We start from the raw sequence: 26812 nt of genomic DNA, 5'->3' as shown, positions 1-26812 counted from the left end.
TTCTGAAATAAATTACAAAAGAAAAAAGATCGACCACCATGCAGTGACGATCTTTCTGATTTAAATTGAGTAGGATTTATTCAACTGTACTGTCATGTCCATATTTTTTTGTTATTCTTGTTTTATTTAAATTCTTCCATCGTCAAATCATAATTGACTCCAGCTGCAGCACGACTCCCTTCACTAGCCGCGATGATTAACTGTGAAGGACCAGCTAAAGTTGTATCTCCTGCTGCATATACACCATCAACATTCGTCCTGCCTAAAGCGTCAACGATAATTCCGCCGCTTTTATTCACTTCACACCCCAGTGAATGTGCAAAATCATTGGCCGGCTTAAGTTCAGTCGTAACAAAACCCCCTGATCGGTTGATTTCGGTACCGTCCTCAAACACCACAGTTTCTAATTTCCCATCTGAACCACTTAAATGAATGATTCGTTCTTCCTTAATACGAATCCCTTTTTTCTTCAGTAACTGCTCATCTGTTTCTGAAATGATTTTGTTGCCATTGGTACAAATAACTAAGTCATGACTCCATTGATAAATCATCTTAGCCAAATGGGAAGCATTTTGGTTTTCAGCGATAAGTACCAAAGGTTGTTCTCTTAATTCCCAGCCATCGCAATAAGGACAACTGAATAGACTCTTTCCATAATAATCTCGAATCCCATTTACATTAGGCAAGCTTTCTTTAAGGCCAGTTGCAATGATAATTTTCCTGCTTAAATAGGATGTACCTTCATGAGTTACTAGCTTAAACAAAGAACTACTCTCTCTTTTTACTTCTGCAATTTTCAATTTTTTAATTTCTGCCGATGGATATTTCCTTATATCTTGATGAGCCAAGTCTCTGAACGCTTTTGGTGAAACACCATCTCTCGTAATAAATCCGTGCGACTCATGTGTAACAGCATTTCTCGGCTGATCATTGTCAAAGAGGATCACTTTTCTTCTAGCTCTGCCTAATACAAGAGCAGCATTCAATCCGGCAGGACCGCCACCTATAATTGCACAATCTAAAATCATTTTTTCACCTCATTTAATTTTTAAGGATATTAAAGATATTAAAGATATTTATAATCTATAATCGGATTAAAAAAAATTAATTGGCTGCGGAATTTATCTGATGTATCATTTTTTCATTAACCTGTTGTACTACATGTTCAATCGTTTGAGAACTTAGATAATTTTCCATTTTTTGTTCAGCTTCATTCATGACTTTTTCAATTAAGCAATTTTGTCTATCGTGAACATTATTATCTAAACTGCAATTAAACATTGAAGTGGTTCCTTCAATTGCATGTATGATATCTAAAAACGTGATACTTTTTACATCTTTCATTAATTTATATCCACCGTTCACTCCTGTAACTGATTCAATAAAACCAGCTTTAACTAAAGTAGTTAATACTTTAGAAAGGTACGTAGGTGACACCTTTTGAACTTCAGCCAAAGGCTTTACCCCTATTGTTTTTCCACTTGGTAATAGAGCCAAATAAACAATTGTGTGGAGGGCATAATTAGTTGCTTTAGAATACTTCACTTTCTCACCTTCTAATTATAGACTTAATAAGTCTATAATATCCTTAATGATATAAATATGTCAAATAACTTTTTCCTTGCTTCTCAAAATAATATCTTCGACAAATATAGAACAATCGTAACGGTTAAATCAAAAGTAATAACGCTGTGCGATCGCACCATACTATTTTTTAGCAATCGAAAAGAAATATCTAATTTATCGTTATAGTATGGTTACCTTAACTACGTTTATAAGGAGGAGTTCTTATGAAAATATCTGACTTGTTGATCGCAGAACTGAAACGGGAATCCGAAGCGACTAAGAGAGTTCTCGAAAGGGTGCCGGAAGACAGACTATCCTGGAAGCCGCATCAAAAATCTATGTCATTGGGTCAATTGGCTTTTCATACCGCCGATGTACCTGGAGGTTTAGCAGAGTTTTTTGATGAACCGGTCCGCGAAGTCCCAGTCGTTCCCCTGCCTAAAGTAACATCTTTGAATGTGATTTTATCAACGATGGACAAACACATAAAAACGGTTGAAAACAAATTTCTCAAATGGGGAGAGGCCGGCCTCATGGAGACATGGAAGCTTACCCATCAAGGTTTCGTAATCATGGAGGCACCGCGAATAGAAATGGTTCGTACATTGTTGCTAAATCATTGGTACCATCATAGGGGACAGCTAACAGTGTATCTTCGACTGCTTGATGTCCCTGTCCCTGCAGTTTACGGTTCGAGTGCCGATGAGAATATGCAGATATCAAGAGTCGAATAAAAAGTACAGACTATAAAAAGCAGCCTGACGAGTACCTGACAGGGCTGCTTTTTGTATCTTAATCCTCAAAACAAAATCTTCGATACATACACAACAATTGTGACTGTTAAACTGCTAAGTAATGTCGAGACTAACACAATCTGGGCTGCGAGGTCGGGGTGATGATTATATTCCAAAGCAAACAAAGCACTATTCCTTGAACTCGGAAAAGAGCTTGCAATAAACAAAGCTTGTGCCACCGTCCCGCTTATGCCAAAAATCCATAAGAAAATCATGGCTATTACGGGAGATACAATAAGTCTTCCAATGAGACTCAGAACGAGCGGGAACGTAACCCGGTTTAATTTTAAATAGGCACTCTGAGCACCAAGTGTAACCAGGGCAATCGCAATAAAAGCATTGGCTATATTTTCGACTGGACCCCATATCACACTTGGGATGTCGACTGACATTATATTTAAAACTAGACCTAATATAGAAGTAAAAATAATCGGGTTTTTTACAAGTTCCTTTATCATGGAGGCAGTGGCTGTATTTTTGGCTGATATACAATTCATCAAACCTTAAGTGTAATTAAGGAAATTTTGAAACAGGAGGACGATCACCTGAATCGAAGCTCCCAGCGGATTAGATTGAAACACTAATTGGCTGACCGGTAGCCCATAATTTCCGGCATTAATAAGCACTATACTATTTTTGAAAGTGGAGGACAGGCTTGCTTCAAATTTAGCAGCTTTAGCCGTCGCTGAACATAACAGGATTAAGCAGGCGTTATGCAAAGTGAGCAACCCGATCGTAATCAGCATGGTTTGTCCCCTAATGTCACTTTCGTATATATTGACAAAACTGATTGCAGGAATTAAAAAATAGGTGGTCAATTTCGACAACGTATTGAGATCAAAAGTATATTTTCTGTGTAAAAAGGCCCCTGCCCCAATCAGAATAAAAACGGGCAATATCACATCAATCAAAATTAGATAAAAGACAGCCATCTCTCCCTAACCTCATTCCCAAAAGAGTGTAACACGGGGACGGTTCTTGTGTTTCAGAAACACGGGGACGGTTCTTGTGTTTCAGAGCAAACATAGGGATTGTTCTTGCGTAAGGAGGAAGGATGAAACAGAAGAACCGTCCCGATGTATCGCCAACGCTGCCGAGAGTAATCCTTCGCTACCGAGAGTAAATCCTACGCTTCCGAGAGTAATTGCTCCGCTACCGAGAGTAAATCCTCCGCTACCGAGAGTAATTGCTCCGCTACCGAGAGTAAATCCTCTGCTACCGAGACTAAATCCTCTGCTGCCGAGAGTAATCCCTTCGTAACCGAGAGTAAATCCTTCGCTGCCCCATAAAAAACAGGGGCGGTTCCTTGTGTTTCAGAATAAACATAGGGAGAGTTCTCGCCTGACGAGGAAGGATGAAACAGAAGAACCGTCCCTCTGTTTCACAAAAAACGACTCTTCTTTTCGAAGAATCGTATTCTATCAGTTGCAGCGTTTTATGCCTGTTTGTCAATATTAGCATCTATGTGTTCTTTTTTATTTCTCTTATTCTTTAGTAAAGTTTTTAATATTGGTACAAATACGATCAAAACAATCAGGATACTGATTACCAGGGAAATTGGTCTTTCTACGAATGTTAACAGGCTGCCATTTGTGATTTCCATACTGCGGCGGAAATTTTGCTCTAATAACGGACCTAAAACTAAGGCCATTACAGCAGGAGCAAGCGGAAAACCGAAGCGCTGCATCGCATATCCGACAAGTCCAAATCCGAATAACAAGAACAAATCGAACTGGTTAAAGTTAATGCCATAAACGCCTAGTACTGAAAAGGAAACCACTCCAACAAAAAGAGGAACGGTCGGTATTTTTAATAGGGAGGCAAACACTCCTACCAACGGAAGATTTAATACTAACAGCATGATGTTTCCAATATACATACTGGCAATAATCGCCCATAGGAGCGTCGGGTTCGAATCAAACATTCCAGGGCCAGGCTGGAGGCCGTACATCATAAAAATCAGCATTAAAAGTGCAGTCGTTGCGGATCCGGGAATACCGAGAGTAAATAATGGCACTAGTGCCCCACCCACTCCGGCATTATTGGCTGCCTCTGGACCTGATACGCCTTCAATGGCTCCTTTGCCGAATTCCTCAGGATGCTTTGACAGCTTTTTTTCCATTCCATAAGATAAAAACGAAGCTAAAGACGGGCCGACGCCTGGAAGAACTCCGATTAAAAACCCTAATACAGAACCTCTTCCAAATGGACCAACAGACCTTTTCCAATCCTCGCGCGTCATCCACTTGGAGCCTTTAAAATTTTGCAGGTCCATCTTACGAGATTTGCTCTTCCTCGCCATATTTTCAAGTGCTTCTGGGATTGCAAAAAGCGCAATCGCGATAAGCACAAAATCAATTCCGTCTAACAGGTTGGGGATGCCAAACGTATAGCGCGGGACACTTGTTTGCAGGTCAATGCCAACCATTGCAATCGATAGGCCAAATAAGGTTGAAATATAAGCTTTTAAAGCAGAGCCGGTCGTTAGACTGGACACCATCGTCATCGCTAGAACAATCAGGAGAAAATACTCGGCAGAGCCAAAATAGTAGGCAGCTTTAGCTAAAGTTGGAGCAAGAAGCATCAGTCCAATTGTGGAAAGGGTTCCCGCTATAAAAGAACCAATCGCTGCCGCAGATAAAGCCCTGCCTGCTTTCCCCTGTTTAGCCATTTCATAGCCATCCAGCGTCGTAACTATCGAAGCAACTTCTCCCGGAGTTTTTACAAGAATCGCTGTGGTTGAGCCCCCGTACATGGAGCCATAATAGATTCCAATCAGCATAATCAGACCGCTCATTGGTTCCATTCCATAGGCCAAAGGAATAAGTAGAGCTATGGCTGTAATCGGACCGATTCCAGGGAGTATCCCAGTTAATGTTCCTATCAAGACCCCCAGAAAAGCAAAGGCTAGCGTTTCCAATGATAATACGGCACTAAATCCTGTGATGATATTGGAGAAGATATCCATTAACAGCCACCTCCTAACCTAATGGACCTAACGGTAAATAAACTGAGAGCACACGATCAAAGACAAAATAGACGGTAATGGGGAAGGCTAATGAATAAATCACATTTCTAATCCATGCTTTTCGATCCAAATACATCGTGACACTTAAGATAAAAAGAGCAGTAGAAATTAAGTATCCTAATGGAACAAACAAAACTACATACCCAAGCAGGAAAAGAGAAAGAAGGAAAACCTTCTTTTTATCCTGTGGTTCTCCTTCCTCTTTTGAACCATCCTTTGCTGCTTGTTTGGCTTTATCTTGACGTCTCTCTAGAAATCCAGAAATGACAAGGATTACGGATGTAACAATTAAAAGAATTCCGATAGCTCCCGGAAAGACAGATGGTCCGATTACCACTGATCCTGATGCGGGTGGCGGTAAGCGGAAGGCCATAACGGTATACACTACGGCAAAGGCTAAGACCACCACTCCTGAAATGATATTCTTATTCAAATGACCACCTCTTTTTCATGTTTTTACAAACGTTTAACTATCTATTATCTTTTAAGCTGACCTGTTTTTTCCAATCCTTCTTTATAAGCCTCATTTGCCTCATCTAAATAGTTTTGGAATTCTTCACCCTTCATAAAAGTGGTTTCCCATTGATTCTTTTCCGCTAAATCCTTCCAAGTTTCAGTCTGAAGCGCCTTTTCGATGACATTCTCCCAATACGCTACAGCTTCTTCAGGCATATCTGGTGGACCCATCAGTCCGCGCCAGTTACCAAAAGTAACATCTATGCCTTGTTCAACAGCAGTTGGAACGTCCTGCATGACACCGCCAAGTCTTTCCTCACTCGTTACAACAAGAGCACGGAATTCGCCAGCTTCAATTTGAGTGGTAAATTCACTGATCCCAGACATAGCAGCAGCAAGGTCACCATTTAACAGAGCATTTGTTATTTCTCCGCCGCCTTCATATGAGATAAAATTAATTGCCTTCGCATCTCCACCCACTGCGTCAACTAAAAGAGCAAACGGAAGCTGATCGTCCCCAGAAGCGCCAATCGCCACAGCTTTTGGATCGGCTTTTATATCATTTAATAAATCTTCTAACGTTTGATACTTAGAATCCTTCGGTACAACGACGGTATAGTATTCCGTCATTAGTCTAGTAATCATCGTTACATCTTCGTAGGAATATTCGGATAGGCCGCGAAGATAATTGGACATGATTGGTGTGGATGTCACACTAATCTTATCCATCGCACCTTTTTTCGCTGTAACTAGCTGGGACAAAGAAACTGCACCGGTGGCACCTGCCTCGTTTGCAACAGGAACTGGAAAGTCAACTAATTCTTCTTTCGTAAATACCTCTACCAATGCACGAGCAGTCAAATCCCAACCGCTTCCCGGGGACGCAGGTGCTACAATGGTGACTGGCTTTCCGTCAGAATAAACATCTGAATCATTTGATCCAGCCGCTCCGCCCGTTCCTCCGCTTGAACTCGAACTGCATCCAACTAATACGACTAATACAGATACAAACATCATGAATAGTGACGACCACTTCGATTTTAAAAATTTCAAGCAAAACTCCCCCTATTAATTTTTAATAATAGTTAGAAACTAGATCCACTTTTAGAAACCTTACTTTGCGAGTTTTTCTTGAGCAGCTGGTGCATGGTGAATTTGGTAAGATGGGCCCGCACGATGAATCGTACTTTCCAATTTATGTCCTACTAATCTTTCAACATCCTTTGCTATCGTTAAGAGCTGATCTAAATCAACACCGCTTTGAAGATTCATTAAGTCAAGCATGTGAACAAGATCCTCAGTAGCTACATTTCCGGTTGCACCTGGAGCATATGGACAGCCGCCAAGACCGCCAATCGATGCGTCGAAATATAAGACCCCGGCATTAATTCCGGCTAATACATTGGCGAGAGCCATCCCTCGTGTATTGTGAAGATGAAGGCTAAATTCTACATCCGGAAACTTATCAATCAGGCGCTTCATCGTCGTATAGACAAGCTTTGGGTCGGCACAGCCAATTGTATCAGCCACCCCAATGTGACGAATTCCCATAGAATAATAAGCTTCTGCAGTATATAGCACTCTTTCAAACGGGACTTTCCCTTCAAAAGGACAGCCTAATGCTGTTGCCATTCCTCCTTGCACTGTCACATTATTTTCTCGGGCAATTTTGACAACCCTTTCGTGTTCCTTTAGGCTTTCATCGACGCTTTTGTTGGCATTAGACCGGCTATGGGATTCTGTGACCGAATGCATTAGTTCCCATTCGTCTGCCTGCAGAGGAACGGCGCGTTCGGCCCCTCTTTCATTTGGTACGAGGACACTATACTTAACACTTGCTTGACGTTCGATGTTTTTCATCACAATTTCCGCATCTGCCAATTGCGGAACGGCTTTGGGGTGGACGAGGGAAGTGACTTGAATGCCATGAACACCCGTTTTAGAAAGGGCATTAATCAGTTTAATTTTTTCCTCAGTGGGTATAAAATTTTTCTCCATCTGAAGACCATCCCGCGGTCCCACATCTTTTACCTTGATAAAATCATTGAGCTCCCAGTTCATATAATTCCCTCCTTTTGGAATGCTTCTATTTCTTCTCGTGAATAGCCGAGCTGTGAGTATACTTCGAGGTTGTGTTCGCCAAGGCCGGCGCCAGTTTTCTTGACTGACCCTGGGGTTTTCGAAAATTTAGGGATAACGCCAGGAAGCTTCACTTTTCCAAAGGTCGCATGTTCGACCTCAATGATGGACTGACGCGACTGATATTGCGGATCATTAAATATATCCTCAATCGAATAAACCGGCGAAATCGGAACTCCGTTTTGATCACACAGCTCCTGAAGGTCTTTCGCCTTAAAGGTTCCAATCCATTCCGCCACCATACTCATCAGTTCAGCCCGTCTATTCTCTCGCGCTTTGTTCGTCGAGTAGCGCGGATCCGTGATCATATCTTCTCTGCCCATAATTTTGGCGAGGCGGTAGAAGGTACGATCTGTGCTGGTCGTCAAAACCATCCACTTCTTATCAGTGGTTTGAAACGTACCAACTGGAACAGCCAGACTATTGTCACTGCCCTTTCTTTCCATAACCAATCCCAGCTGATCGTAGGATGCGACGAGAATATCTAATAGACGGAACATCGATTCATAAAGAGAAACATCAATTTCCTGACCTTCTCCGCCGTAGACATCCCGATGGTAGAGAGCCGTAAGAGCTCCGATGGTGGCAAATAAGCCTGTTACATAATCAACCAGCGATATCGGCGGATTTAAAGGTGGCCGGTCTGGCTCGCCGGTTATATAGGTATAGCCGCTAAAAGCGGTCGCTGACGTGCCAAAGCCCGCCACTTCCCGCTTTGGACCCGTTTGTCCATAGCCGCTGACACGAACAACAATGATGTTGGGGTTCGCTTCTCGAATCCGTTCCATCGTGATGCCCCAGTTTTCAAGCGTGCCCGGGCGGAAGTTTTCAAATAATACATCCTGATTGGCTAACAGTTTTAAAAAGACATCCTGCCCTTTTTCTTTACGCAAATCAAGAGTCACTGTCTTTTTATTGCGGGAAACGGTGGCCCAAGGGATTGATTCATCCAGCCGCATCGGCTGAAATCCCCGGACTGGGTCGCCTTTCCCAGGGATTTCAACTTTAATCACCTCTGCCCCGTAGTCCCCTAATAAGGCTGCTGCAAATGGCGCAGCATACACCGTGGCAATATCCAAGACTTTTAATCCTGTAAGCGGACCTGACATGCAATCACCTCTGTTAATTTTTAAATAACCCCCCGTTTTGACATATCCTCAATCATTTCATCTGTTAAACCAATTTCCTTTAAAACCTCAAGATTATGCTCACCAATTTTCGCTCCGAGCCATTTAATTTGACCTGGTGTTTTACTTAGCTTCGGCACAATGCCGGGTACCTTCATCCTGCCAATCTCCTCATGCTCCATTTCTACAATCATGTCCCTCGCCTGATAATGCGGGTCATTGACAATGTCTTCAGCATTATAGATGGTCCCAGCCGGGATCGCGTTTTCATTTAATTGGTCAAGACACTCCTTCAGCTGGTTCTGGCCGACCCAGTCTTCAATCATCGATTCGATAAAATCCTGGTGCTGAACGCGGCCATCATTGGTCAGGTATCTTTCATCCCCGACTAAGTCATCTCTTCCCATAACCTTTAGCAGTCTTTGGAAAATCTTATCTCCATTCGCGGCAAGCACGATATACTTTTCGTCCTTTGTTCGATAAACATTGGTCGGGACAATTCCAGGAAAGGTAGAACCCGTCCGTTCCCGAATCACACCTTTCTTGTCATATTCAGGTACGAGACTTTCCATAAGGCTAAAAATCGCTTCGTAAAGAGCGACATCGATTTCTTGACCGCCGCCATTTCTTACATCACGGTGGTAGAGCGCCATTAATATGCCAATAACCGAGTAAAGCGAAGCGACAGAATCGCCAATGCTCACTCCAACCCTGACTGGAGGACGGTCCGGATAACCGGTTAGATATCGCAGTCCACCCATCGCTTCCCCAACAGAGCCAAACCCGGCACGGTCAGCGTAAGGTCCTGTCTGCCCAAATCCAGAAATATGGCTGACAATAAGATTTGGATTAATTTCTTGTAAAACCTCATGCGTCAGACCCCATTTCGCGATAGTACCGGGGCGGAAATTTTCCACAAACACATCGCATTCTTTTAAAAGGCCTTTGATAACTTCCAAGCCCTCTTCCGTTCGAACATCAACCGTTATACATTTCTTATTTCTCGATTGCACATACCACCAAAGGGAAGTACCATTATGCAGCACGCGCCACTTTCGCAGCGGATCACCGCTATTCGGCAACTCTACTTTAATGACCTCTGCTCCAAACTCGGCTAAAATTCTTGTTGAAAACGGACCAGCAATCAATGTCCCCATCTCTAACACTTTGATACCTGCTAATGGTAGATTGGCAGTTTTCATAGATAATCGAACCTCCTCCCCTTCTTTTGAAGCGCTTACATTATTAGGTTTTAAAATTCACGTGATGCTGATTTAATCCGTTTAAAAAATTATGCAAATCATCCAGCACGTGATTTCTCATCAATTCTTCGGCCTGATCGGGATTCCCCTCGTAGATCGCCTGTAAAATCGCTTCATGTTCATCAAAAGCAACAGGACGAAAGCCAACCGAGCTGGTCATAATCCGATAACGGAGGATTTCAGTCCGAATATGCTCCATCATTTGAATGAGCGATGGATTTCGGCTAAGCTGCACAATCTTTTCATGAAACAATGTGTTCTTCTCTACGACACGATTTAATTTGCCGGCTTGGAAATACTCACGAGCCAGGATGGTCAATTCTTCTAGCTGAAGAAAATCGTCTTTTTTGATAAAATTACAAGCCTTTCTTGCAGCCAATCCTTCCAAAACAGAGCGGCACTCATAAACACTGGTAACAGTGTCTTTATTTAAATCCGCCACTTTCGCCCCCACAGAAGGCTCTAACGTAACGAGACGTTCCCTCTCCAGTCTTCTAAGAGCTTCCCTTACCGGAGTTCGGCTCGTATGGAACATTTCAGCGAGCTTCATTTCCCGAAGCCGCTCATTCGGAGCTAATTTCCCCTTTACAATTGCATCTTTGATTGATAAATACACTTGCTCATACAAGTTGTATTTTTTATCGTTTTCCATCGGTTCACCTTTTCCAACCTTACTTTGTATTCAATCCATTATATTGTATACAATTTGAATTTTAACAATTCAGATAAATGATTTCAATCTAAATTTTCCGACAAATGATTTTAAACAAACATAATAAACGACTTCTTACCATTTAGAAGAAGTCGTTCAGATATATTATGTTTCATACTGGGGTACATTAAAGGTATCAAACAAAAGGTGGAATTTATATGGAAAAGGGTAAAAAGGTAGTTAAATCTGTCGCATTCCAGCTGGAAGATCCGATGGAAGCGAAACTATATGAGCACGCTATGAAAAATAAATATTTTTCGACGTACGTGAAAAGATTGATTCAGCGGGATATGGAAAATGATATATAAAAGTCGGTAAATCAGAAGGTCTTCATTGACTCTGCATCTTCTTAGGGGGCTGCTTTTACCTTCGCTTTCATTTTTTCGAAGCTAGTATTTTCAGTGAACTTGACGATTTCCCTTTGCTTTAGTACACTGTGCCTTCCATTTTTGAGTTCTTGTTGCTTGTCCTTACGCAATCTTTGTAATAGTTCAATTCCAATATCCTCTGTTAACCTTTTTAGTTTTCATTCTAATTCCTCAGTCTTATTTTAACTCCAAAATACCATTTAGTAATCCGAAACAAGATAAAATATTCATATGTTTAGATATTTACATAAAATACTTACTTAATGATAATGATTTCACATTGACTTGATCAATTTGTATGCTATATATTTAACCTATATTAGTTGTAATTTAGGTAATTTTCAGACTATTGCACTTTAATCTAGTCACTAGAAGGGATTTTTATTGGCCGATAGACCAGCGGGAAATCCACATAATCGGCGCTCTGCTGTTTACGCTCCTTATCGAATGGTAGCATTTAGTCAGCCATATGCAGCGTCACATGGATTACAAATTTTATTGAAAGGAGAAAGACTTTTGTTGTACTAGCTTTCGTTGAACCAATGCAAACCGGTTGTGGTGGTGAGGTTTGCACTTATTTCTTAAGTTCTTGAAAAAGATCATACTGGGGGATTATTCATGAATACATCTTTATCGCCTTTGAAAGCGATTACACTGATTGCCATATCTATTTTAATTGTATTTGTAGGGATCCTTTATATTAAAGCACCTTCTACCATTGTTTTACTTACAGCCGGCTCTGCTGTGATCATCCTTTGTTTATTATGGGGCATCAAATGGGATGCTATTGAAAAAGATATATTAAATAGTTTGCAAGCTATGTTCATACCTATTCTCATCTTGCTCGCTGTCGGTATGATGGTCGGAATCTGGATGCTTTCTGGAACCATTCCCATTATTGTTTATTATGGTCTCCTCCTGATTGAACCAAGTATTTTTCTTTTCGTAGCCTGTATAGCTTGTTGTTTAATGTCCATTATGTCTGGAACATCCTGGGGAACAATTGGAACGATTGGCGTGGCATTCATGGGGGTATCTTTGGGACTTGGCATACCTTTACATTACACAGCTGGAGCCATCGTAGTTGGAGCGATCTTCGGTGATAAGATGTCCCCTCTTTCAGATACAACCGTTATGGCAGCAGCTGTTTCGGATGTAAAACTTGTAGATCATATGAAACATATGTTATATACAACGGTTCCAGGTTTAATGATTTCATTAATTTTGTATCTGGTGATAGGTTTTCAATATAGCGGACAAATTGCAGACGAGAATATTTCCACTATTATGTCTACCTTGGATTCTCATTTCAACCTTAATCCCTTGCTAATTCTTCCGCCTATTATCATATTAATTATGATTTACAAAAATAAACCTACACTGCCTGTATTTGGCGTAGGAATTATACTTGGCTGCTTACTCGCAGCGATATTTCAAGGCAAAGGGCCCGCAGAAATTGCAGCCGCTTTAAATAATGGTTTTACGGGTTCAACAGAGGTCGAAATCGTTGATACTATGCTGCAACGGGGCGGACTTTCAAGTATGTTAGGTACAGTTGCTCTCTTAATAGCGGCAGCCATTTTCGGTTCACCCTTACGAACAGCTGGTGTTATAGATATAATCCTTGATTCCATTCAAAAATTGGCTAAAACGGGGAAAACTATGATGCTATCTAACTTATCTCTTCACTCCTTTATCTTTATTATTACAGGCAGCTATTATGTAACTTTTGCTGTCTTAGGTCCGATGATGAAATCCATGTATGACAAATACGGGCTACACCGTAAAAACTTCTCAAGAACATTGGAAGATACAGGAACTGCATTGGCCCCTTTAATCCCATGGAGTGTTACAGGAGCTTTTATCGCACAAACTCTTGGGGTCCCGACTGGTGAATATGCACTTTTTGCCCCAATGCTCTACCTCGGAATCGTTTTTGCCATTATCTATATTTTGACTGGCTTTGGTATATCTAAGGTTAAACCAACTGAAATAAAAGTAGAAAAAAATGCATCCCAAACAACAGATTTAGTATAAATGTAAGATTACACGATTGATGGCGGAGTATTTCTGCAATAATGCATAAACCCAGTTCCTCTTAGACGGGGCTGGGTTTTAAATTTTGTGTAGCTTCCCCGCTTCAATTAGATATAGTGCTAACTTAAAATATCATCCTTATTAACTAAATTAGGCGGCTTCTTATTTCTGTAATACCCCTAGAGTGTTTGTAACTAAAATACCTTTTCGAGAGGCTGCTTATACATCAATGTTGTCTTATCCAACAGCCATATTACTTATAGCTTTAAGGTTATTTGAAAAATTAATGAGGCTAGAGTCAATTTCTTCAGTTAAAAGGCATAATAGCCCATCAACTTCTTTTATTTTTTCTTTAAGTATTTCTCTGGGTATCGGTGTATCCTGTTCATCCTTTACCACTCAGTAACACGCCGTATTTGTGAATGATGAAAATTTGCAGCGCAAGACTTCTAAGCTGGAGAAAAAATGGGGTTTATTGATAAGTGTTCCAATCAGAAGTTAGTGTGAAAAATCTATTGACTTGTAATTCTGTTCAATATAAGGTCGTGCTCTCCAATCTTCTCAGACAAGAAACTAATATCTTTTCTAAAATTTTTCTGTTCGTTTTCAATTCTTTCCAGTCTTTCTTCTATACGGTCAAATCTTTTGTCTATCCCTTCGAATCTCTTGTCTATCGCTTCGAATCTCATGTCTACCCCTTCGAATCTCTTGTCTATCTCTTCAAACTTCTTATCCATTTCGTTAAACCCATTAAGCATATTTTCGTTCAATTCTTTAATGGCTTGAATAATCAATTCCTCGTTCTTCATCCTGTTCACCTCCTCGAGCCCATTATAGCATTATTCCCGACAAAGAAGTATAGCAGCATCATTGTTTTGAAATTCTTTGAGCCAATCTCTCAATTTGCAACATGGAAGAAAGTACGTGAATAAACGTCTCATGCACATTAGACGACTTTGAATATTTATCGTAGTAATAATGAAAATACCTTGCCAGTTCTTCCCTAGCCTCGAAATCAAAGTGGTAGAAGTCCATAATCGGGAAATACAATTCATCACCCAACGGGAGTAATGTACCCATTACGATTTCTCCTGTTTTCGGTGCGATTGCCAAAGGATCGCAGACCATAACATCCAGCGTTTTTTCTTCCGCCATATCGACAACGACAAAAACTCTATCATTAAATTTGTGTCCAACATAATAGAATATTGGAATTGCTTTTTGATCATCTCTATCAACCTCATTATTTATAAGTTCTCTTACATCTTCTTCCATTAATTATACTTATTCTCGAAGAGTAATACCTTCATCTTTAAAAAAGTGCCCGACCCTCAACACGTTAATGTGCTAAAACACTGAAGGTCAGGCACTGATATTCATTGTGTATCCATTTTCAAATCAAGCTTCTTTTGATTGTCTTTCTTTATTTTCCAGCCAATCTCCTGCGAATGAAATTTCCTTAATGGATACCGAAAGTTCACCAGTCGGTACCTTGAGCAATAATTGTTCACCGATTTTTCTTAAAAGCAGCTGCCTGCCTACCGGAGATAAAAAGGAAATAAAGCCGTTATCGGGATCTGACTGTTCCGGAAAACAAATCACATAGTCTTCGGTCTCATGATCATCCTCATACATAACCGTAACCTTCGTCCCTATAAACACCTTTGGAAAAAAAGAAATAACATTGTTTTTTTGATTTTGTTTTAATAGCTCTTCCAACTCGAGAACATAGAGGCTAAAAAAGTGTTTCCTTCTTTCATCAACAGGCGTTGAGGAAATGTAAAGATTGGTCAATTCCTTAATGTTTTCATCTATATGGACTAACTGATCGACAAAGAACTCCTTATTAGCTAATTGATTATGGCTCATAATAAATAGCCTCCTTACTTGGATCAAACACCCTGCAGAACTTCATTACGTTTTTCATATCTAAATTCCTCCTTAATAAAAAAAATGAACCCTCCAAAACATAGAAAAGCCTTTAGTTAACACAAATACCCAAAAGCATTCCTATATGCGAAAGGAAAAAAGCTTTTCCCCTCAAGCTGTTGGAAGATATTAGTATCATCTTATCATATTTGATCAAAAAAAGCCCCTATGCCTCTCGATAGACGGGCTTAAAAAAGTACAGAGAGACGGGCAGTTTCACTAGTGTGTTAAGAACACAAAAAGACAGGCTCCTTAAAAGGCAGTCTTCTTATGTCAAAATGCTATCAGAGGTATTTAATAGCTGAATACCTGGAACAGAAGCCACTAATAGATGATTGTGCAATAACCACTTATTTGTTATAATGAACTCACTTTACAGAAATGGAGGTTTTCCTTTTGACAGCATCAATGAGACTTCGATTCCCAATGTTCAATCGTTAATTGAATACGTGGAAGACTCTGCCTACTGGGAGAGTCTATATGGGATTGGTCTGTCTATTTTTAAGGAAACCTTTATTATACGGTTATTAAAAAAAGAAGGGCATCTTTTCCCTTCTTTTTTTGTTGTCTTAAAAAAAACTAGCTCACACGCAAGAAAAGATCGGTCCCTGTTAGCTATAAAAAATTTATATAGAAATGGGATTGTTAAAAAATGAATATCGAAAATATAAATAGCAAGGAAAATTGGTTAAAGAATATTATTCTCTTTTTAAGCAGTCAAACGGTTTCCCTTTTTGGTTCAGCCTTAGTGCAGTATGCGATGATGTGGTATATCACATTAGAGACTGAATCCGGTTTGATGATGACGTTGTATATCATTTGTGGTTTTATCCCCACCTTTTTCCTATCACCCGTTGCGGGGGTATGGGCGGATCGCTACAATCGAAAAGTTTTAATTATTTTATCTGATGCACTGATTGCCATTTCTACATTGATCTTGGCCATTGTTTTTCTAATGGGCTATGATTCAATCTGGTTACTATTTGTTATGGCGGCCATCCGTGCAATTGGCACAGGCATTCAGACACCTGCAGTTGGCGCTATTTTGCCGCAACTTGTACCTAAGGATAAGCTGACGAAGGTGAACGGAACAAATGGAAGTATTCAGGCCGTTATTATGTTCTTCGCACCGATGGCAAGTGCAGCATTACTGACAATGGCTACAATCGAAGTGATTTTCTTTATCGATGTAATCACTGCAGCGATTGCCATTTTTACGTTAGTTGCCTTTTTAAGAGTTCCTGCCCATGAGAAGGCTTCTAAACATCAAACAACAAGCTATTTTAACGACTTTAAGCAAGGCATCAGCTATATTAACCACCACGCTTTTCTGAAGAAATTCTTTTTATTCTTCGCGATTTTCTTTGTTTTGATGGCACCTGCAGCCTTTTTAACGCCTCTGCAAGTGACACGTAGCTTTGGGGATGATGTGTGGCGTTTAACGGCAATTGAACTTGCTTTCTCCGTTGGAATGATGGTCGGTGGAGGCATTATCGCTTCCTGGGGAGGCTTTCAAAACAAAGTTCATACGATGACCTTTGCTAGCTTAATCATGGGGGTTTGTACATTTGCCCTCGGTGTCATTCCGAACTTTTGGATTTACTTAGCTTTCATGGCTCTATTCGGAATCTCGATGCCAATCTTTAATACACCAACTATGACTTTAATACAAGAACGTGTGGAAGAGAATTATTTAGGAAGAATCTTTGGCGTCTTTGGAATGATATCGACTTCGATGATGCCAATTGGAATGCTCATCTTCGGACCCATTGCCGATTTCATTAAAATTGAATGGCTCCTAGTCGGGACCGGGGCATTTATTTTAGTTCTATCGATGTTCTTAATCCGGACGAATGAATTAGTGGAAGCAGGAAAACCGGTATTGAATGAGACATCCAACTAAGAATACTACAAACACTAAGGCGAACAGTGCTTATCACTGTTCGCCAATTTCATTTTATATTCTCAACACCATAATTTCTGTAGTTCACCAAGGGACTATCGCACCAAATTAGTTAATCCCGATCCAACAAAGCTTCCCCTGCAATTCCAGGTTTCGTCATCTCATATGGGTCCAGGATTAAATCCAGTTCTTCTTCTGTTAATACATCGTATTTTAAACATAGGTCTCTTATCGATTCGCCCTTTAGAATCGCTTCTCTCGCAATACGGGAAACCACTTCATAGCCTAAATGCGGGTTAACCGCTGTGATGAGACCCACACTCTGTTCAACCTTCTTTTCCAATGCATCCTTGTTTGCTGTGATTCCAGATAGACAGTAATCTGTGAAGGCACGGAACGCATTGTTCATAATCGTAATGGATTGCAGCAAGTTAAAAACAAGGACTGGTTCCATTACATTTAATTCAAACTGACCGGCTTCTGAAGCCAGACAAATTGTGTGGTCATTGCCAATGACCTGAAAGGCTACCTGATTGATCATCTCAGGCATAACTGGATTTACTTTTCCAGGCATAATGGAAGAGCCAGGCTGGCGCGCAGGCAGATTGATTTCATTTAAACCTGCACGCGGTCCAGATGCCATTAGTCTTAAGTCATTTGCAATTTTGGACATATTGATCATACACGTTTTTAATGCACCTGATACTTCGACATAGGCATCTGTATTTTGGGTTCCATCTACTAAGTTTTCTGCATTTCGTAATGGCAATCCGGTGATTTCTGCCAAATTCTCGACCACTTTTACGATGTATTTAGGATTTGCATTGAGGCCTGTCCCGATCGCGGTTGCCCCCATATTCACCTCGAGCAGACTTTCGATTGTATTTGATATTCTCTTAATATCTCTGCCTACTGCTCTACTGTAGGCTTTGAACTCTTGGCCGAGACGAATTGGCACCGCATCTTGCAGATGGGTTCTGCCCACTTTAATCACATCGTCAAATTCATCGGCTTTCTCCTCGAATACTTGATGCATATCCTCCATTGTTTCAATGAGCTGTTGAAGTAGTGTTATCGTTGCTATGTGAATCGCTGTAGGAAATGAGTCATTGGTCGACTGCGCCATATTGACAACAGAGTTTGGGCTTAGATGAAAGTAGTCCCCTTTATCCTTCCCCATCAATTCAAGCCCACGATTAGCAATCACTTCATTTGTGTTCATATTAATAGAGGTTCCCGCTCCGCCTTGGATTGGGTCTACAATAAAATGGTCGTGCCATTTTCCAGCAATTATTTCATCGGCTGCTTGTACCACATATTTCCCTAGTCCTTCATAGAGTCGGCCAACTTCCATATTGGCTAGGGCAGCAGCCTTTTTAACCATCGCCATTGCGACTATTAAATTCTTGTCGATTTGATAGCCTGTAATCGGGAAATTTTCCACTGCCCGAAGCGTTTGGATTCCATAATAAACATCCTGTGGAACCTGTTTCTCACCTAGAAAATCTTTTTCTACTCGAATTTTGTCTGTAATCATTGATAGTCCTCCTAGGGTTTAACATAACCCTAACATAATTATGCTCTAATCCTATTTTACTAGATAAGAAGAAAGAAAACACAATTTTCAGCTCATTTGAAAGCGTTTTCCAACCTTATTTATCTATGCTAATATATCAAACACTTCGCTATCACGGAAGGGTATAAATTTTAAAGGAACAAAGCTGTTAATATACTTATAGACAAATCAAAGTTACACAACCAATACGTTTTACAACAGAATTTGCCTTTTACTCTTGCTAAGCTTGAGTGTAATATTGTCTTATCCCAGAAATTTAAATAACGATTTACAGAGGAAGCACTTCATTTTACAAAACCATTCATCGAGGAGGGGTTTCATTGAAAATAACGCTGTCTAATAAAATGAATGATTTTAAACCATTAATTTTTAGCGAACTAGCAAAATATAAAAAACAAAAGCTTCAAGAAGGAAAAAATCTAATTGACCTTAGTATCGGCAGTCCAGATTTACCGCCTCCTGAATTTGTCATGAATGAATTACAAAAAAATGTCCAAGATCCCTCTCAATATGGGTATACATTAACCGGAATTGAAGAGCTGCATCAAGCTATTGCTGATTATTACAATCGCCAATTTGATGTTCCCCTTCAAGCAGACGATGAAGTATTAATGGTGATGGGATCCCAGGATGGACTTGTCCATTTACCGATGGTGCTGACAAATCCCGGAGACACGATCCTTGTACCTGACCCTGGTTATACCGCTTATCATGCTGGTATCTCCTTGGCTGGAGCGACCCCCTATAAAATGCCATTAAAGGAAGAAAATCAATTCTTACCGGATTTTGATAAGATCCCCAAAGAGGTTAGGGAGAAGGCCAAGCTAATGATCCTCAATTTTCCGGGGAATCCAGTGCCAACCTTAGCCACGAAGGAATTCTTCGAAAAAACCGTTCAGTTTGCTAAGGAAAATCAAATATTGGTTATTCACGATTTTGCCTATTCCGAGCTTTATTATGAGGAAAAGCCGATGAGCTTTTTGTCGATTGAAGGAGCTAAGGACGTAGGGGTTGAATTTAATTCTCTTTCCAAAAGCTTTAATATGGCAGGCTGCAGAATTGGATACATTGTCGGGAATCAACAAATCGTAAACGGATTAGATCGTTTAAAGTCTAATCTTGACTACGGTATATTTTTGCCGATCCAAAAAGCAGCTACACTTGCTTTGCAAAACTCAGCTGAATTTACTGAGCAGTTACGAGAAATCTATAAGAAACGAAGAGTTCTTTTCATAAGTGGCTTAAACGAATTAGGTTGGAAGGTAGAATCCCCAAATGCATCAATGTTTATCTGGGCAAAAGTGCCAAAGCCTTTTACTTCAACCGATTTTGCCTATAAATTAATGGATGAAGCAGGTATCGTCGTTACTCCAGGAAATGCATTTGGAAAAGAAGGAGAAGGCTACGTTAGAATTGCACTTACTCAGAGTGAAGAAGTATTAGAAAAGGCTGTTTCTAGGCTGAAAGAAATAAAGTTGTTTTCAAATAATGAAAACAACTAGTTCCTTGAAAAATCAGGGTGGCTAGTGGTCTAAAAAAGCGCCTGCCCCCTTGCACGTTAATCTGTTAACGTATTGGGGTCAGGCACCAGAGTCACACTCACTAGAGAAATTTAACTTGAAAAATGGAATAAATCATAGTAAAATTCCAAAAGTGAATCTACTAAACTAAATATCTTCACTGTATAACCTCTAGAATATGGCAGAGGGTCTCTACCAGGAACCATAAAATCCTGACTACAGAAAATGAGTCAATCGTTTTTTGTAATCAGGATTTTTTTGTTTTCCCAAAAAAACCCTCATAGACTATTTATTTTATATCCATCTAGAATAGAAAGGACGAAAAAACAAACGATGAATGTAAAAGTTTTTATATTAGCATTATCGACGGTTGCAGTTGGACTTGTTGAATTAATTGTAGGCGGGATTTTACCAACTATCGCCGCCGACCTTAATATTTCAATCAGTTCTGCCGGACAGCTGATTTCGGTGTTCGCGCTGATCTATGCGATTGCAGGGCCGGTTTTGCTCGTGTTAACCAGTAAAATGGAGCGTAAGAAATTATATCTGACTTCCTTGTTCATATTCTTTCTTGGGAATATCATGACCTATTTCAGCCAAAATTTCACCTTCATGATGATTGCAAGGGTGTTAACGGCAGCCAGTACAGCCCTCATCGTTGTACTTTCATTAACGATTGCCGCAAAAATCGTAGCCCCTGCCCACCGCGCAAAGGCCTTGGGTCTGATTTATATGGGGATTAGTTCTTCACTAGTGTTGGGGGTACCCGTTGGAGTCCTGATTTCTGATACATTTGGATGGCGTGTCCTATTCCTTGGGATTGCTGTATTATCCATCGGGTCCATGGTGCTGATTTCACTATTTTTGGAGCGCATTCCAGGGGAAGGGGAACAAACGATGTCGCTCTCCAAACAAATAAAAGCAGTAGGCAGCGCGAAAATAGGCAGTGCCCATCTGGCGACCCTATTTATGCTAGCAGGACATTATACCCTTTACGCTTATTTCACGCCATTATTGGAAAACGATCTTCATTTAAATTCGACTTGGGTGAGTATCTGTTATTTTGTATTTGGGATTGCAGCCGTAGGTGGAGGAGCATTTGGCGGAACCCTTTCGGATTGGATTGGGGCTCGTAAAAGTATCATCATCGTCATCAGTGCCTTTGCTATTGTACTAGGCTTGCTGCCACTGGCGACTTCTTCCCTGGTCTTATTTATTCCGGTGATGATCGTTTGGGCAGCATTAAGCTGGAGTCTGGCGCCAGCGCAACAAAGCTATCTGATTCAAACCGATCCGGCCACTTCTGATATACAGCAAAGCTTTAATAATTCCGCCCTGCAAATTGGTATTTCGCTTGGCTCCGTAATTGGCGGCATTGTATTAAACCAAACAGAATCGGTTACCAGTACAGCTTACGTTGGAAGTTTCATTGTCGTGATCTCTTTACTATGTGCAGTCTTTTCTTTGACAAGACCGGCCATTAGAAGAGAAAACACCTTTGTGAATTCGTCTATCCAAAGTTCATAAATCTTAAAAATATGCCTGATCCCCAGTACGTAAATGTGTTAACGTATTGAAGGTCAGGCACTTTTATCTAAAATTCATTATATTTTTTGAATCTGGAAGGCCGCTTTTTCTTCTTTAAATACTTTTCGCTAATGATTAAAACCTTTCCGTTCTCAGCGATACTATATTTTCGGTTAGCAAATTTATATTTTTCAAATGCAAAGTGACCAATCATATAAATGGGTAAGATCATGAACAGAAGAATGACTAATTGGAGCAGCCAATTGAATTCACTCCCCATGATATATCTAGTCATCACAGCATATGTCGCAAAAGCAACCATTAATATGATCAGCACATTACATAAATGAAAAAGAAAAACTCCCTTTTTTTCACGAAACAGCCGCTCTAGTTCAGACTTGATATACAGTGTATTTAATACGGATACCACAATCACAAAAAGGGAAACTAAATACGTAAGAAACGTATTCATTTTTCTAATCCCCTCGCTCTCATAGATCTTCCCCTGCCTGTATGCCGCCTCTGACCCTAGGTGTGCTAAAAGCTTTATTACCGCGGTCAGGCTTTCTAAACTCATTATAATAAAAGCTCTCGCGGGTAGCCACCTTCAGTACTTTCGCATATTTTCTCGAGACCGATTGGACATATTATGAAAAAATATATATAAATGTTTCTGGCAATTAACTCATGTATGTTTCTGCAGTATAATTATTAATTCAACATTCGCAGGGCAAATAGCGACTTGTCTATTCGAACTCACTACTTGTTTTTCCAAACTACACCCCGTTATTCGGACTCACACCCCTTTTTCAGGACTCATCACCCCGTTTTCCGAACTCAACACCCCGTTTTCCGAACTCAGCACCCTGTTATCCGAACTCAGCACCCTGTTATCCGAACTCAGCACCCCGTTTTCCGAACTCAGCACCACGTTTTCCGAACTCAGCACCCTGTTTTCCGAACTCAGCACCCTGTTTTCCGAACTCAACACACCGTTATCCGAACTCAGCACCCCGTTTTCCGAACTCAACCCCTGTTATCCGGACTCAGCACTCTTTTATCCGAACTCAGCACCCCGTTTTCCGAACTCAGCACCCCGTTTTCCGGACTCACACCCCGTTTTCCAAACTCAGCACCCCGTTTTCCGAACTCAGCACCCCATTTTCCGAACTCAGCACCCCATTATCCGAACTCAGCACCCCATTATCCGAACTCAGCACCCCATTATCCGAACTCAGCACCCCATTATCCGAACTCAGCACTCTGTTTTCCGAACTCAGCACCCTGTTATCCGAACTCAGCACCCCATTTTCCCCATAAAAAAATCCTCCAATTCAACTTGTTCAACAATATAGTCCAATTACTGAAGATCGAAAAATTTAAAGAACTTCAAAAGTTGATCTTTGTTATTGTACTATTGCACCTTTTTGTTGAAGAGTTAATATTAGGTTAAAATTAAAAAAGAATATGTTACTTTTTTACGTATTTCAAAGACAAAAAATTATTGATTCCAATTTTCTTAGCCCTAATTTCTGGAAGAGGCTTTCTTTTGTACTCTTCAAATCCCAATTTGTTATATAAATTCATTGCCGAAGTATTCGTATCCGCAACCTCTTCAATGACATAATCATTGTACGGAGTGGTTTCAATGATATGCTCTATGATTTGAGAAGCTACACCCTGTCCTCTAAATTCTGAAGCTGTTCCAACAAACTCAATCGACCCTGTATTGTAATGGTTCAAACTACTATGATGTGACTTTAACGGTTGCATGATACGGTTCCTTTATTACGCAACCTTACAGTTTCTTATACTTGACATGCAACCGTAGAGTTGCTTATACTTGATATATGAATTGGGATAAAGACACTATATTCAAAGCACTTAGCGACTCGAATCGGCGGCTTATATTAGACGAACTATCCGAACGCAACGAGATGACGTTGTATGAACTTACGGCACGTCTCATTATGAAGCACGACCTTTCCATTTCGCGACAGGCGATTGCTAAACATCTTACTACATTGGAAGATGCAGGGCTCGTAAAATCAAAACGAAAGGGGAAATATCGAGTTCTTATGTTTAACAACGAACCACTTAAAAACTTACTAAAAGGGTGGGTAGAGTAATTTTTTAATTTCTTAACAGGACTTTCTGATGAATGTATGGGTTCTTTTGCGTGTGCACAGCCCATACGTCACGTCACAAATAACAAAGGAGGCAAAAACAGTATGAAAATTGTTGTTACCAGTATATTCGTCGAAGACCAGGACAAAGCACTGGACTTTTATTCAGAAACGCTGGGATTTGTAAAAAAGCATGACGTTCCCACCGGAGAATATAGGTGGATAACGTTTGTTTCTCCAGATGATCAAGACGGTACTGAGCTTCTGCTCGAACCGAATGCCCATCCTGCTGCCAAAGAATATCAGAAAAATATATTTTCCGAAGGCATTCCAGCAACAATGTTTGGCGTTGCAAATATTCACAAAGAGTATAAACGATTAGTGGAAAAAGGAGTGAAGTTTACGATAGAGCCGACAAAAATGGGCGAAGTCACGATAGCTGTCTTCGACGATACATGCGGCAACCTTATTCAGATCATACAGCAATAACTTCATGACGAAGTAACCTTGTTCTATACGACTTTATTGGCAAGTTTTAAGATTTGTGAAGTGTTTATTATTAAGAATTAATCAACTTTATGTTAGCCCTGTCCTCATTTGGGGACAGGGTTGAATATTGTTAAGGGTTAAAAATAAAGGATTTCTTGTAATTCAACATTAGAAATGCAATATGGAGAATCTTTTCTAATTGTTGCTCCTATGCTATCTTTCGGTTTTTTTATCAAATTTTTTCACTTAAATATCTATATAACTATATTCTCTCCCCCTTGGTTGCTACCGCAGACATTCATGCTTTTGGCTTAATAAAAAAGGCGACCCAAATTATTGGGTCAACCTTAAGGACCATATGAATCAACTACAAAAGTTACTTTGCTTCAAAACAAGCCCGCACTCTACTCCTGCTTCTTCACAGGCTGTTTGTTACGAGGTTTAGGTTTTAAATATAAGCCGAGTTCTTTTTTCTCTTTGGTTAATGATTTATACAGCGATAGCATCATGAGAACCATGATAATCGAAAATGGAAATGCAGCGACAATCAGCGCATTTTGGAGCGCCTGCAGCCCGCCGCTGTACAAAAGGACTAATGCAACAGTAGACTGTGCAATACCCCATGTGATTTTGACGGAGTTCGCTGGTGTAAGAGATCCATAAGTTGTTTGCATGCCCAAAACAAATGTGGCAGAGTCGGCAGACGTAATAAAGAAGGTACCGACAAGTGTAATCGCTACAATCGATAAAATCGTTGACCAGGAGGTTTCATTAAATATCGCAAACAAGACTTCTTCGGTAGCCAGCTGCGAGAGATCAGCCGCAACGGCCTTCTGAACCTCTATAGCAGATGTGCCAAATACAGCAAACCAGATAAAGCTCACTAATGCAGGCAGCAGTAAGACACCAATCATAAATTCACGGATCGTTCTGCCTCTGGATACACGGGCGATAAAGATGCCGACAAACGGAGACCATGAAATCCACCATGCCCAATAGAAAATCGTCCAGCCATTAATCCAAGCTCGATGCTCTTCATTGAGAGGAGCAATGCGGAAACTCATTTGCACAATATTTTGGATATAACCACCGAGTGAATCAGTAAACATGTTTAAGATTAAAATCGTCGGTCCCACGATAAACATCAAAACCAATAAAGCAATCGCTAAAAACATGTTGGCGTTACTTAAAATCTTGATTCCTTTTCCTAATCCAGTCCAAGCAGAGATAATAAATAATATGGTCACTACAACGACTATAATCACCTGAACGGTGAAATTATTAGGGATGCCAAATAAATAGGATAAACCACCATTAATTTGGGCGGCCCCGAACCCTAAGGTTGTCGCAACGCCAACTACCGTTGCAAAAACAGCTAATACATCAACAACCGTTCCAAGTGGTCCTTCCATTAATTTCTTTCCTAAAATAGGTTTTAACGTAGCGGAAATAAGCCCCGGCTCCCCTTTGCGGAAATTGAAATAGGCTAGAGCTAGTGCCACAACGGCATAGATCCCCCACGCATGAATACCCCAATGAAAAAAGGTATATCTCATAGCCTCTTTATTCGCCGCATCTGTTCCAGCCTCAGCTAAAGGAGGATTCATAAAATGGGTGAGTGGTTCTGCTGCTCCCCAGAATACAAGCCCAATTCCCATTCCGGCACTAAATAACATCGCAAACCAAGTAGCTTTAGAAAACTCAGGTTTATCATCCGGTTTCCCTAATTTGATCGCCCCAACCGGACTGAAAATAAGAAAAATACAAAAAATCACAATAACCGAAACTAAAATAAGGTAATACCACCCGAAAGCGGATGTAATAAATGCTTGTACATTACTAGTTGCTTCTTCAAAACTATCCGGTGCTGCAACACCAAATATGAGCGCTGCGAGAACAATCGCAACGGAAATCCAAAAAACATTTGAAATAGCTTTCATCAAATGCTCCTTTCTAAATCAGATCATTTCCACTTATAATTGCTACTTATTAAGATTTGCTGTTCTTTACTTATTATGAATCAATTTCATAACTCTCTATTTTTTGTTACGGAGACTTACTGAATTAGTCAGCTAAAAAAATGAGGCAGCTTATTGTTATTTGATATTTATGTAATTGATTCATATAGTAAGCAGTTTCCATGGTCCTCCAAATTTGGGCATCTTCTTATGCTAACAGATATTCCTGTTTTTGGCTAATGAAGAGGCTAAGGGACGACACTTGCTTCATCCAACACAATTGCCTTTTGGAAAA

At 40.3% G+C, this 26812-nt stretch carries 27 protein-coding genes and 1 riboswitch; of the genes, 8 read left to right on the top strand and 19 right to left on the bottom strand.

The genetic code is table 11. The features are described from left to right. Positions 1-122: 122 nt before the first annotated feature. Both CRO56_RS07865 and CRO56_RS07860 read right to left on the bottom strand, forming a co-directional pair. Positions 123-1028 carry an NAD(P)/FAD-dependent oxidoreductase gene (locus CRO56_RS07865; RefSeq protein WP_097158068.1) on the bottom strand — a complete coding sequence of 302 codons (906 nt, stop codon included), beginning with the start codon at positions 1026-1028 and terminating at the stop codon, positions 123-125. Positions 1029-1104: 76 nt separating this feature from the next. Then, positions 1105-1545 carry an Rrf2 family transcriptional regulator gene (locus CRO56_RS07860; RefSeq protein WP_097158067.1) on the bottom strand — a complete coding sequence of 147 codons (441 nt, stop codon included), beginning with the start codon at positions 1543-1545 and terminating at the stop codon, positions 1105-1107. A 245-nt stretch (positions 1546-1790) separates the two neighbouring features. On the opposite strand from CRO56_RS07860, the gene CRO56_RS07855 reads away from it, so the two are divergent. Further along, positions 1791-2300, top strand: a complete 510-nt coding sequence (locus CRO56_RS07855) for a DinB family protein (protein ID WP_097158066.1) — start codon at positions 1791-1793, stop codon at positions 2298-2300. 65 nt (positions 2301-2365) lie between these two features. Here the strand turns inward: CRO56_RS07855 and CRO56_RS23505 are convergent, their stop codons facing one another. From CRO56_RS23505 to CRO56_RS07815, 9 genes are all read right to left on the bottom strand, one after another. After that, positions 2366-2857, bottom strand: coding sequence for an AEC family transporter (locus tag CRO56_RS23505; RefSeq protein WP_342745879.1), 492 nt, complete (start codon positions 2855-2857; stop codon positions 2366-2368). Between the two features lie 6 nt (positions 2858-2863). Further along, a complete protein-coding gene (locus tag CRO56_RS23500) occupies positions 2864-3292 on the bottom strand; it encodes an AEC family transporter (RefSeq protein ID WP_342745878.1) in 429 nt (142 codons plus the stop codon). 503 nt (positions 3293-3795) lie between these two features. After that, positions 3796-5328, bottom strand: a complete 1533-nt coding sequence (locus CRO56_RS07845; RefSeq protein WP_097158065.1) for a tripartite tricarboxylate transporter permease — start codon at positions 5326-5328, stop codon at positions 3796-3798. Positions 5329-5341: 13 nt separating this feature from the next. Then, a complete protein-coding gene (locus CRO56_RS07840) occupies positions 5342-5821 on the bottom strand; it encodes a tripartite tricarboxylate transporter TctB family protein (protein WP_097158064.1) in 480 nt (159 codons plus the stop codon). A gap of 44 nt (positions 5822-5865) precedes the next feature. Further along, positions 5866-6897, bottom strand: a complete 1032-nt coding sequence (locus CRO56_RS07835) for a tripartite tricarboxylate transporter substrate binding protein (RefSeq protein WP_097158063.1) — start codon at positions 6895-6897, stop codon at positions 5866-5868. 60 nt (positions 6898-6957) lie between these two features. Further along, positions 6958-7905: a hydroxymethylglutaryl-CoA lyase gene (locus tag CRO56_RS07830; protein WP_097158062.1), complete on the bottom strand. Its 948-nt coding sequence runs from the start codon at positions 7903-7905 to the stop codon at positions 6958-6960. Beyond that, positions 7902-9092: a CaiB/BaiF CoA transferase family protein gene (locus tag CRO56_RS07825; RefSeq protein ID WP_097158061.1), complete on the bottom strand. Its 1191-nt coding sequence runs from the start codon at positions 9090-9092 to the stop codon at positions 7902-7904. The genes CRO56_RS07830 and CRO56_RS07825 overlap by 4 nt, the downstream gene beginning before the upstream one ends. A gap of 20 nt (positions 9093-9112) precedes the next feature. Continuing rightward, positions 9113-10312 (bottom strand): CaiB/BaiF CoA transferase family protein, encoded by a 1200-nt coding sequence (locus tag CRO56_RS07820; RefSeq protein WP_097158060.1) that lies wholly within the window; start codon positions 10310-10312, stop codon positions 9113-9115. A gap of 43 nt (positions 10313-10355) precedes the next feature. After that, positions 10356-11024, bottom strand: coding sequence for a GntR family transcriptional regulator (locus tag CRO56_RS07815; RefSeq protein ID WP_097158059.1), 669 nt, complete (start codon positions 11022-11024; stop codon positions 10356-10358). A 218-nt stretch (positions 11025-11242) separates the two neighbouring features. Between CRO56_RS07815 and CRO56_RS22825 the strand changes: the two genes are divergently transcribed. Both CRO56_RS22825 and nhaC read left to right on the top strand, forming a co-directional pair. Next, a complete protein-coding gene (locus tag CRO56_RS22825) occupies positions 11243-11392 on the top strand; it encodes a hypothetical protein (protein ID WP_179714210.1) in 150 nt (49 codons plus the stop codon). Positions 11393-12070: 678 nt separating this feature from the next. Next, a complete protein-coding gene (nhaC, locus tag CRO56_RS07810; protein WP_097158058.1) occupies positions 12071-13489 on the top strand; it encodes a Na+/H+ antiporter NhaC in 1419 nt (472 codons plus the stop codon). A gap of 237 nt (positions 13490-13726) precedes the next feature. Here nhaC and CRO56_RS23605 read toward each other — a convergent pair whose 3' ends face one another. From CRO56_RS23605 to CRO56_RS07795, 4 genes are all read right to left on the bottom strand, one after another. Continuing rightward, positions 13727-13888 (bottom strand): hypothetical protein, encoded by a 162-nt coding sequence (locus CRO56_RS23605; protein WP_354237431.1) that lies wholly within the window; start codon positions 13886-13888, stop codon positions 13727-13729. 113 nt (positions 13889-14001) lie between these two features. Continuing rightward, positions 14002-14298: a hypothetical protein gene (locus CRO56_RS07805; protein ID WP_097158057.1), complete on the bottom strand. Its 297-nt coding sequence runs from the start codon at positions 14296-14298 to the stop codon at positions 14002-14004. 58 nt (positions 14299-14356) lie between these two features. Beyond that, the gene (locus CRO56_RS07800; RefSeq protein ID WP_097158056.1) at positions 14357-14764 is read right to left on the bottom strand and encodes a hypothetical protein; all 408 of its coding nucleotides are present in this window, start codon (positions 14762-14764) and stop codon (positions 14357-14359) included. Between the two features lie 123 nt (positions 14765-14887). Next, the gene (locus CRO56_RS07795; RefSeq protein WP_097158055.1) at positions 14888-15358 is read right to left on the bottom strand and encodes a GreA/GreB family elongation factor; all 471 of its coding nucleotides are present in this window, start codon (positions 15356-15358) and stop codon (positions 14888-14890) included. Between the two features lie 712 nt (positions 15359-16070). Between CRO56_RS07795 and CRO56_RS07785 the strand changes: the two genes are divergently transcribed. Beyond that, positions 16071-17321, top strand: coding sequence for an MFS transporter (locus tag CRO56_RS07785; protein ID WP_097158053.1), 1251 nt, complete (start codon positions 16071-16073; stop codon positions 17319-17321). A 112-nt stretch (positions 17322-17433) separates the two neighbouring features. On the opposite strand, the gene aspA is transcribed toward CRO56_RS07785, so the two are convergent. Further along, on the bottom strand, positions 17434-18858 hold the full coding sequence (aspA, locus tag CRO56_RS07780; RefSeq protein WP_097158052.1) for an aspartate ammonia-lyase: 1425 nt from the start codon (positions 18856-18858) through the stop codon (positions 17434-17436). A 359-nt stretch (positions 18859-19217) separates the two neighbouring features. Between aspA and CRO56_RS07775 the strand changes: the two genes are divergently transcribed. Together CRO56_RS07775 and CRO56_RS07770 are read left to right on the top strand one after the other, a co-directional pair. Beyond that, positions 19218-20399, top strand: coding sequence for an LL-diaminopimelate aminotransferase (locus CRO56_RS07775; RefSeq protein WP_097158051.1), 1182 nt, complete (start codon positions 19218-19220; stop codon positions 20397-20399). Positions 20400-20557: 158 nt separating this feature from the next. Further along, a riboswitch (purine riboswitch) is annotated at positions 20558-20656 on the top strand. Positions 20657-20750: 94 nt separating this feature from the next. After that, complete coding sequence (locus tag CRO56_RS07770; RefSeq protein ID WP_097158390.1) at positions 20751-21944, top strand: MFS transporter; 1194 nt, start codon at positions 20751-20753, stop codon at positions 21942-21944. Positions 21945-22011: 67 nt separating this feature from the next. Here CRO56_RS07770 and CRO56_RS07765 read toward each other — a convergent pair whose 3' ends face one another. Then, a complete protein-coding gene (locus CRO56_RS07765) occupies positions 22012-22416 on the bottom strand; it encodes a hypothetical protein (RefSeq protein WP_097158389.1) in 405 nt (134 codons plus the stop codon). Between the two features lie 998 nt (positions 22417-23414). Then, positions 23415-23717 (bottom strand): GNAT family N-acetyltransferase, encoded by a 303-nt coding sequence (locus tag CRO56_RS07755; protein WP_097158049.1) that lies wholly within the window; start codon positions 23715-23717, stop codon positions 23415-23417. Positions 23718-23794: 77 nt separating this feature from the next. On the opposite strand from CRO56_RS07755, the gene CRO56_RS07750 reads away from it, so the two are divergent. After that, complete coding sequence (locus CRO56_RS07750) at positions 23795-24073, top strand: ArsR/SmtB family transcription factor (RefSeq protein ID WP_097158048.1); 279 nt, start codon at positions 23795-23797, stop codon at positions 24071-24073. A gap of 102 nt (positions 24074-24175) precedes the next feature. Beyond that, entirely contained in the window at positions 24176-24559 is a 384-nt protein-coding gene (locus CRO56_RS07745) for a VOC family protein (protein ID WP_097158047.1), read from the top strand. A 404-nt stretch (positions 24560-24963) separates the two neighbouring features. Here CRO56_RS07745 and CRO56_RS07740 read toward each other — a convergent pair whose 3' ends face one another. Beyond that, complete coding sequence (locus tag CRO56_RS07740; protein WP_097158046.1) at positions 24964-26499, bottom strand: glycine betaine uptake BCCT transporter; 1536 nt, start codon at positions 26497-26499, stop codon at positions 24964-24966. Positions 26500-26812: the final 313 nt, after the last annotated feature.

The sequence above is a fragment of the Bacillus oleivorans genome, assembly GCF_900207585.1.
GTDB classification, from domain to species: domain Bacteria; phylum Bacillota; class Bacilli; order Bacillales; family JC228; genus Bacillus_BF; species Bacillus_BF oleivorans.
The sequence above is the reverse complement of the archived record's forward strand: the minus strand, read 5'-3'. Positions and strand labels throughout refer to the sequence as shown.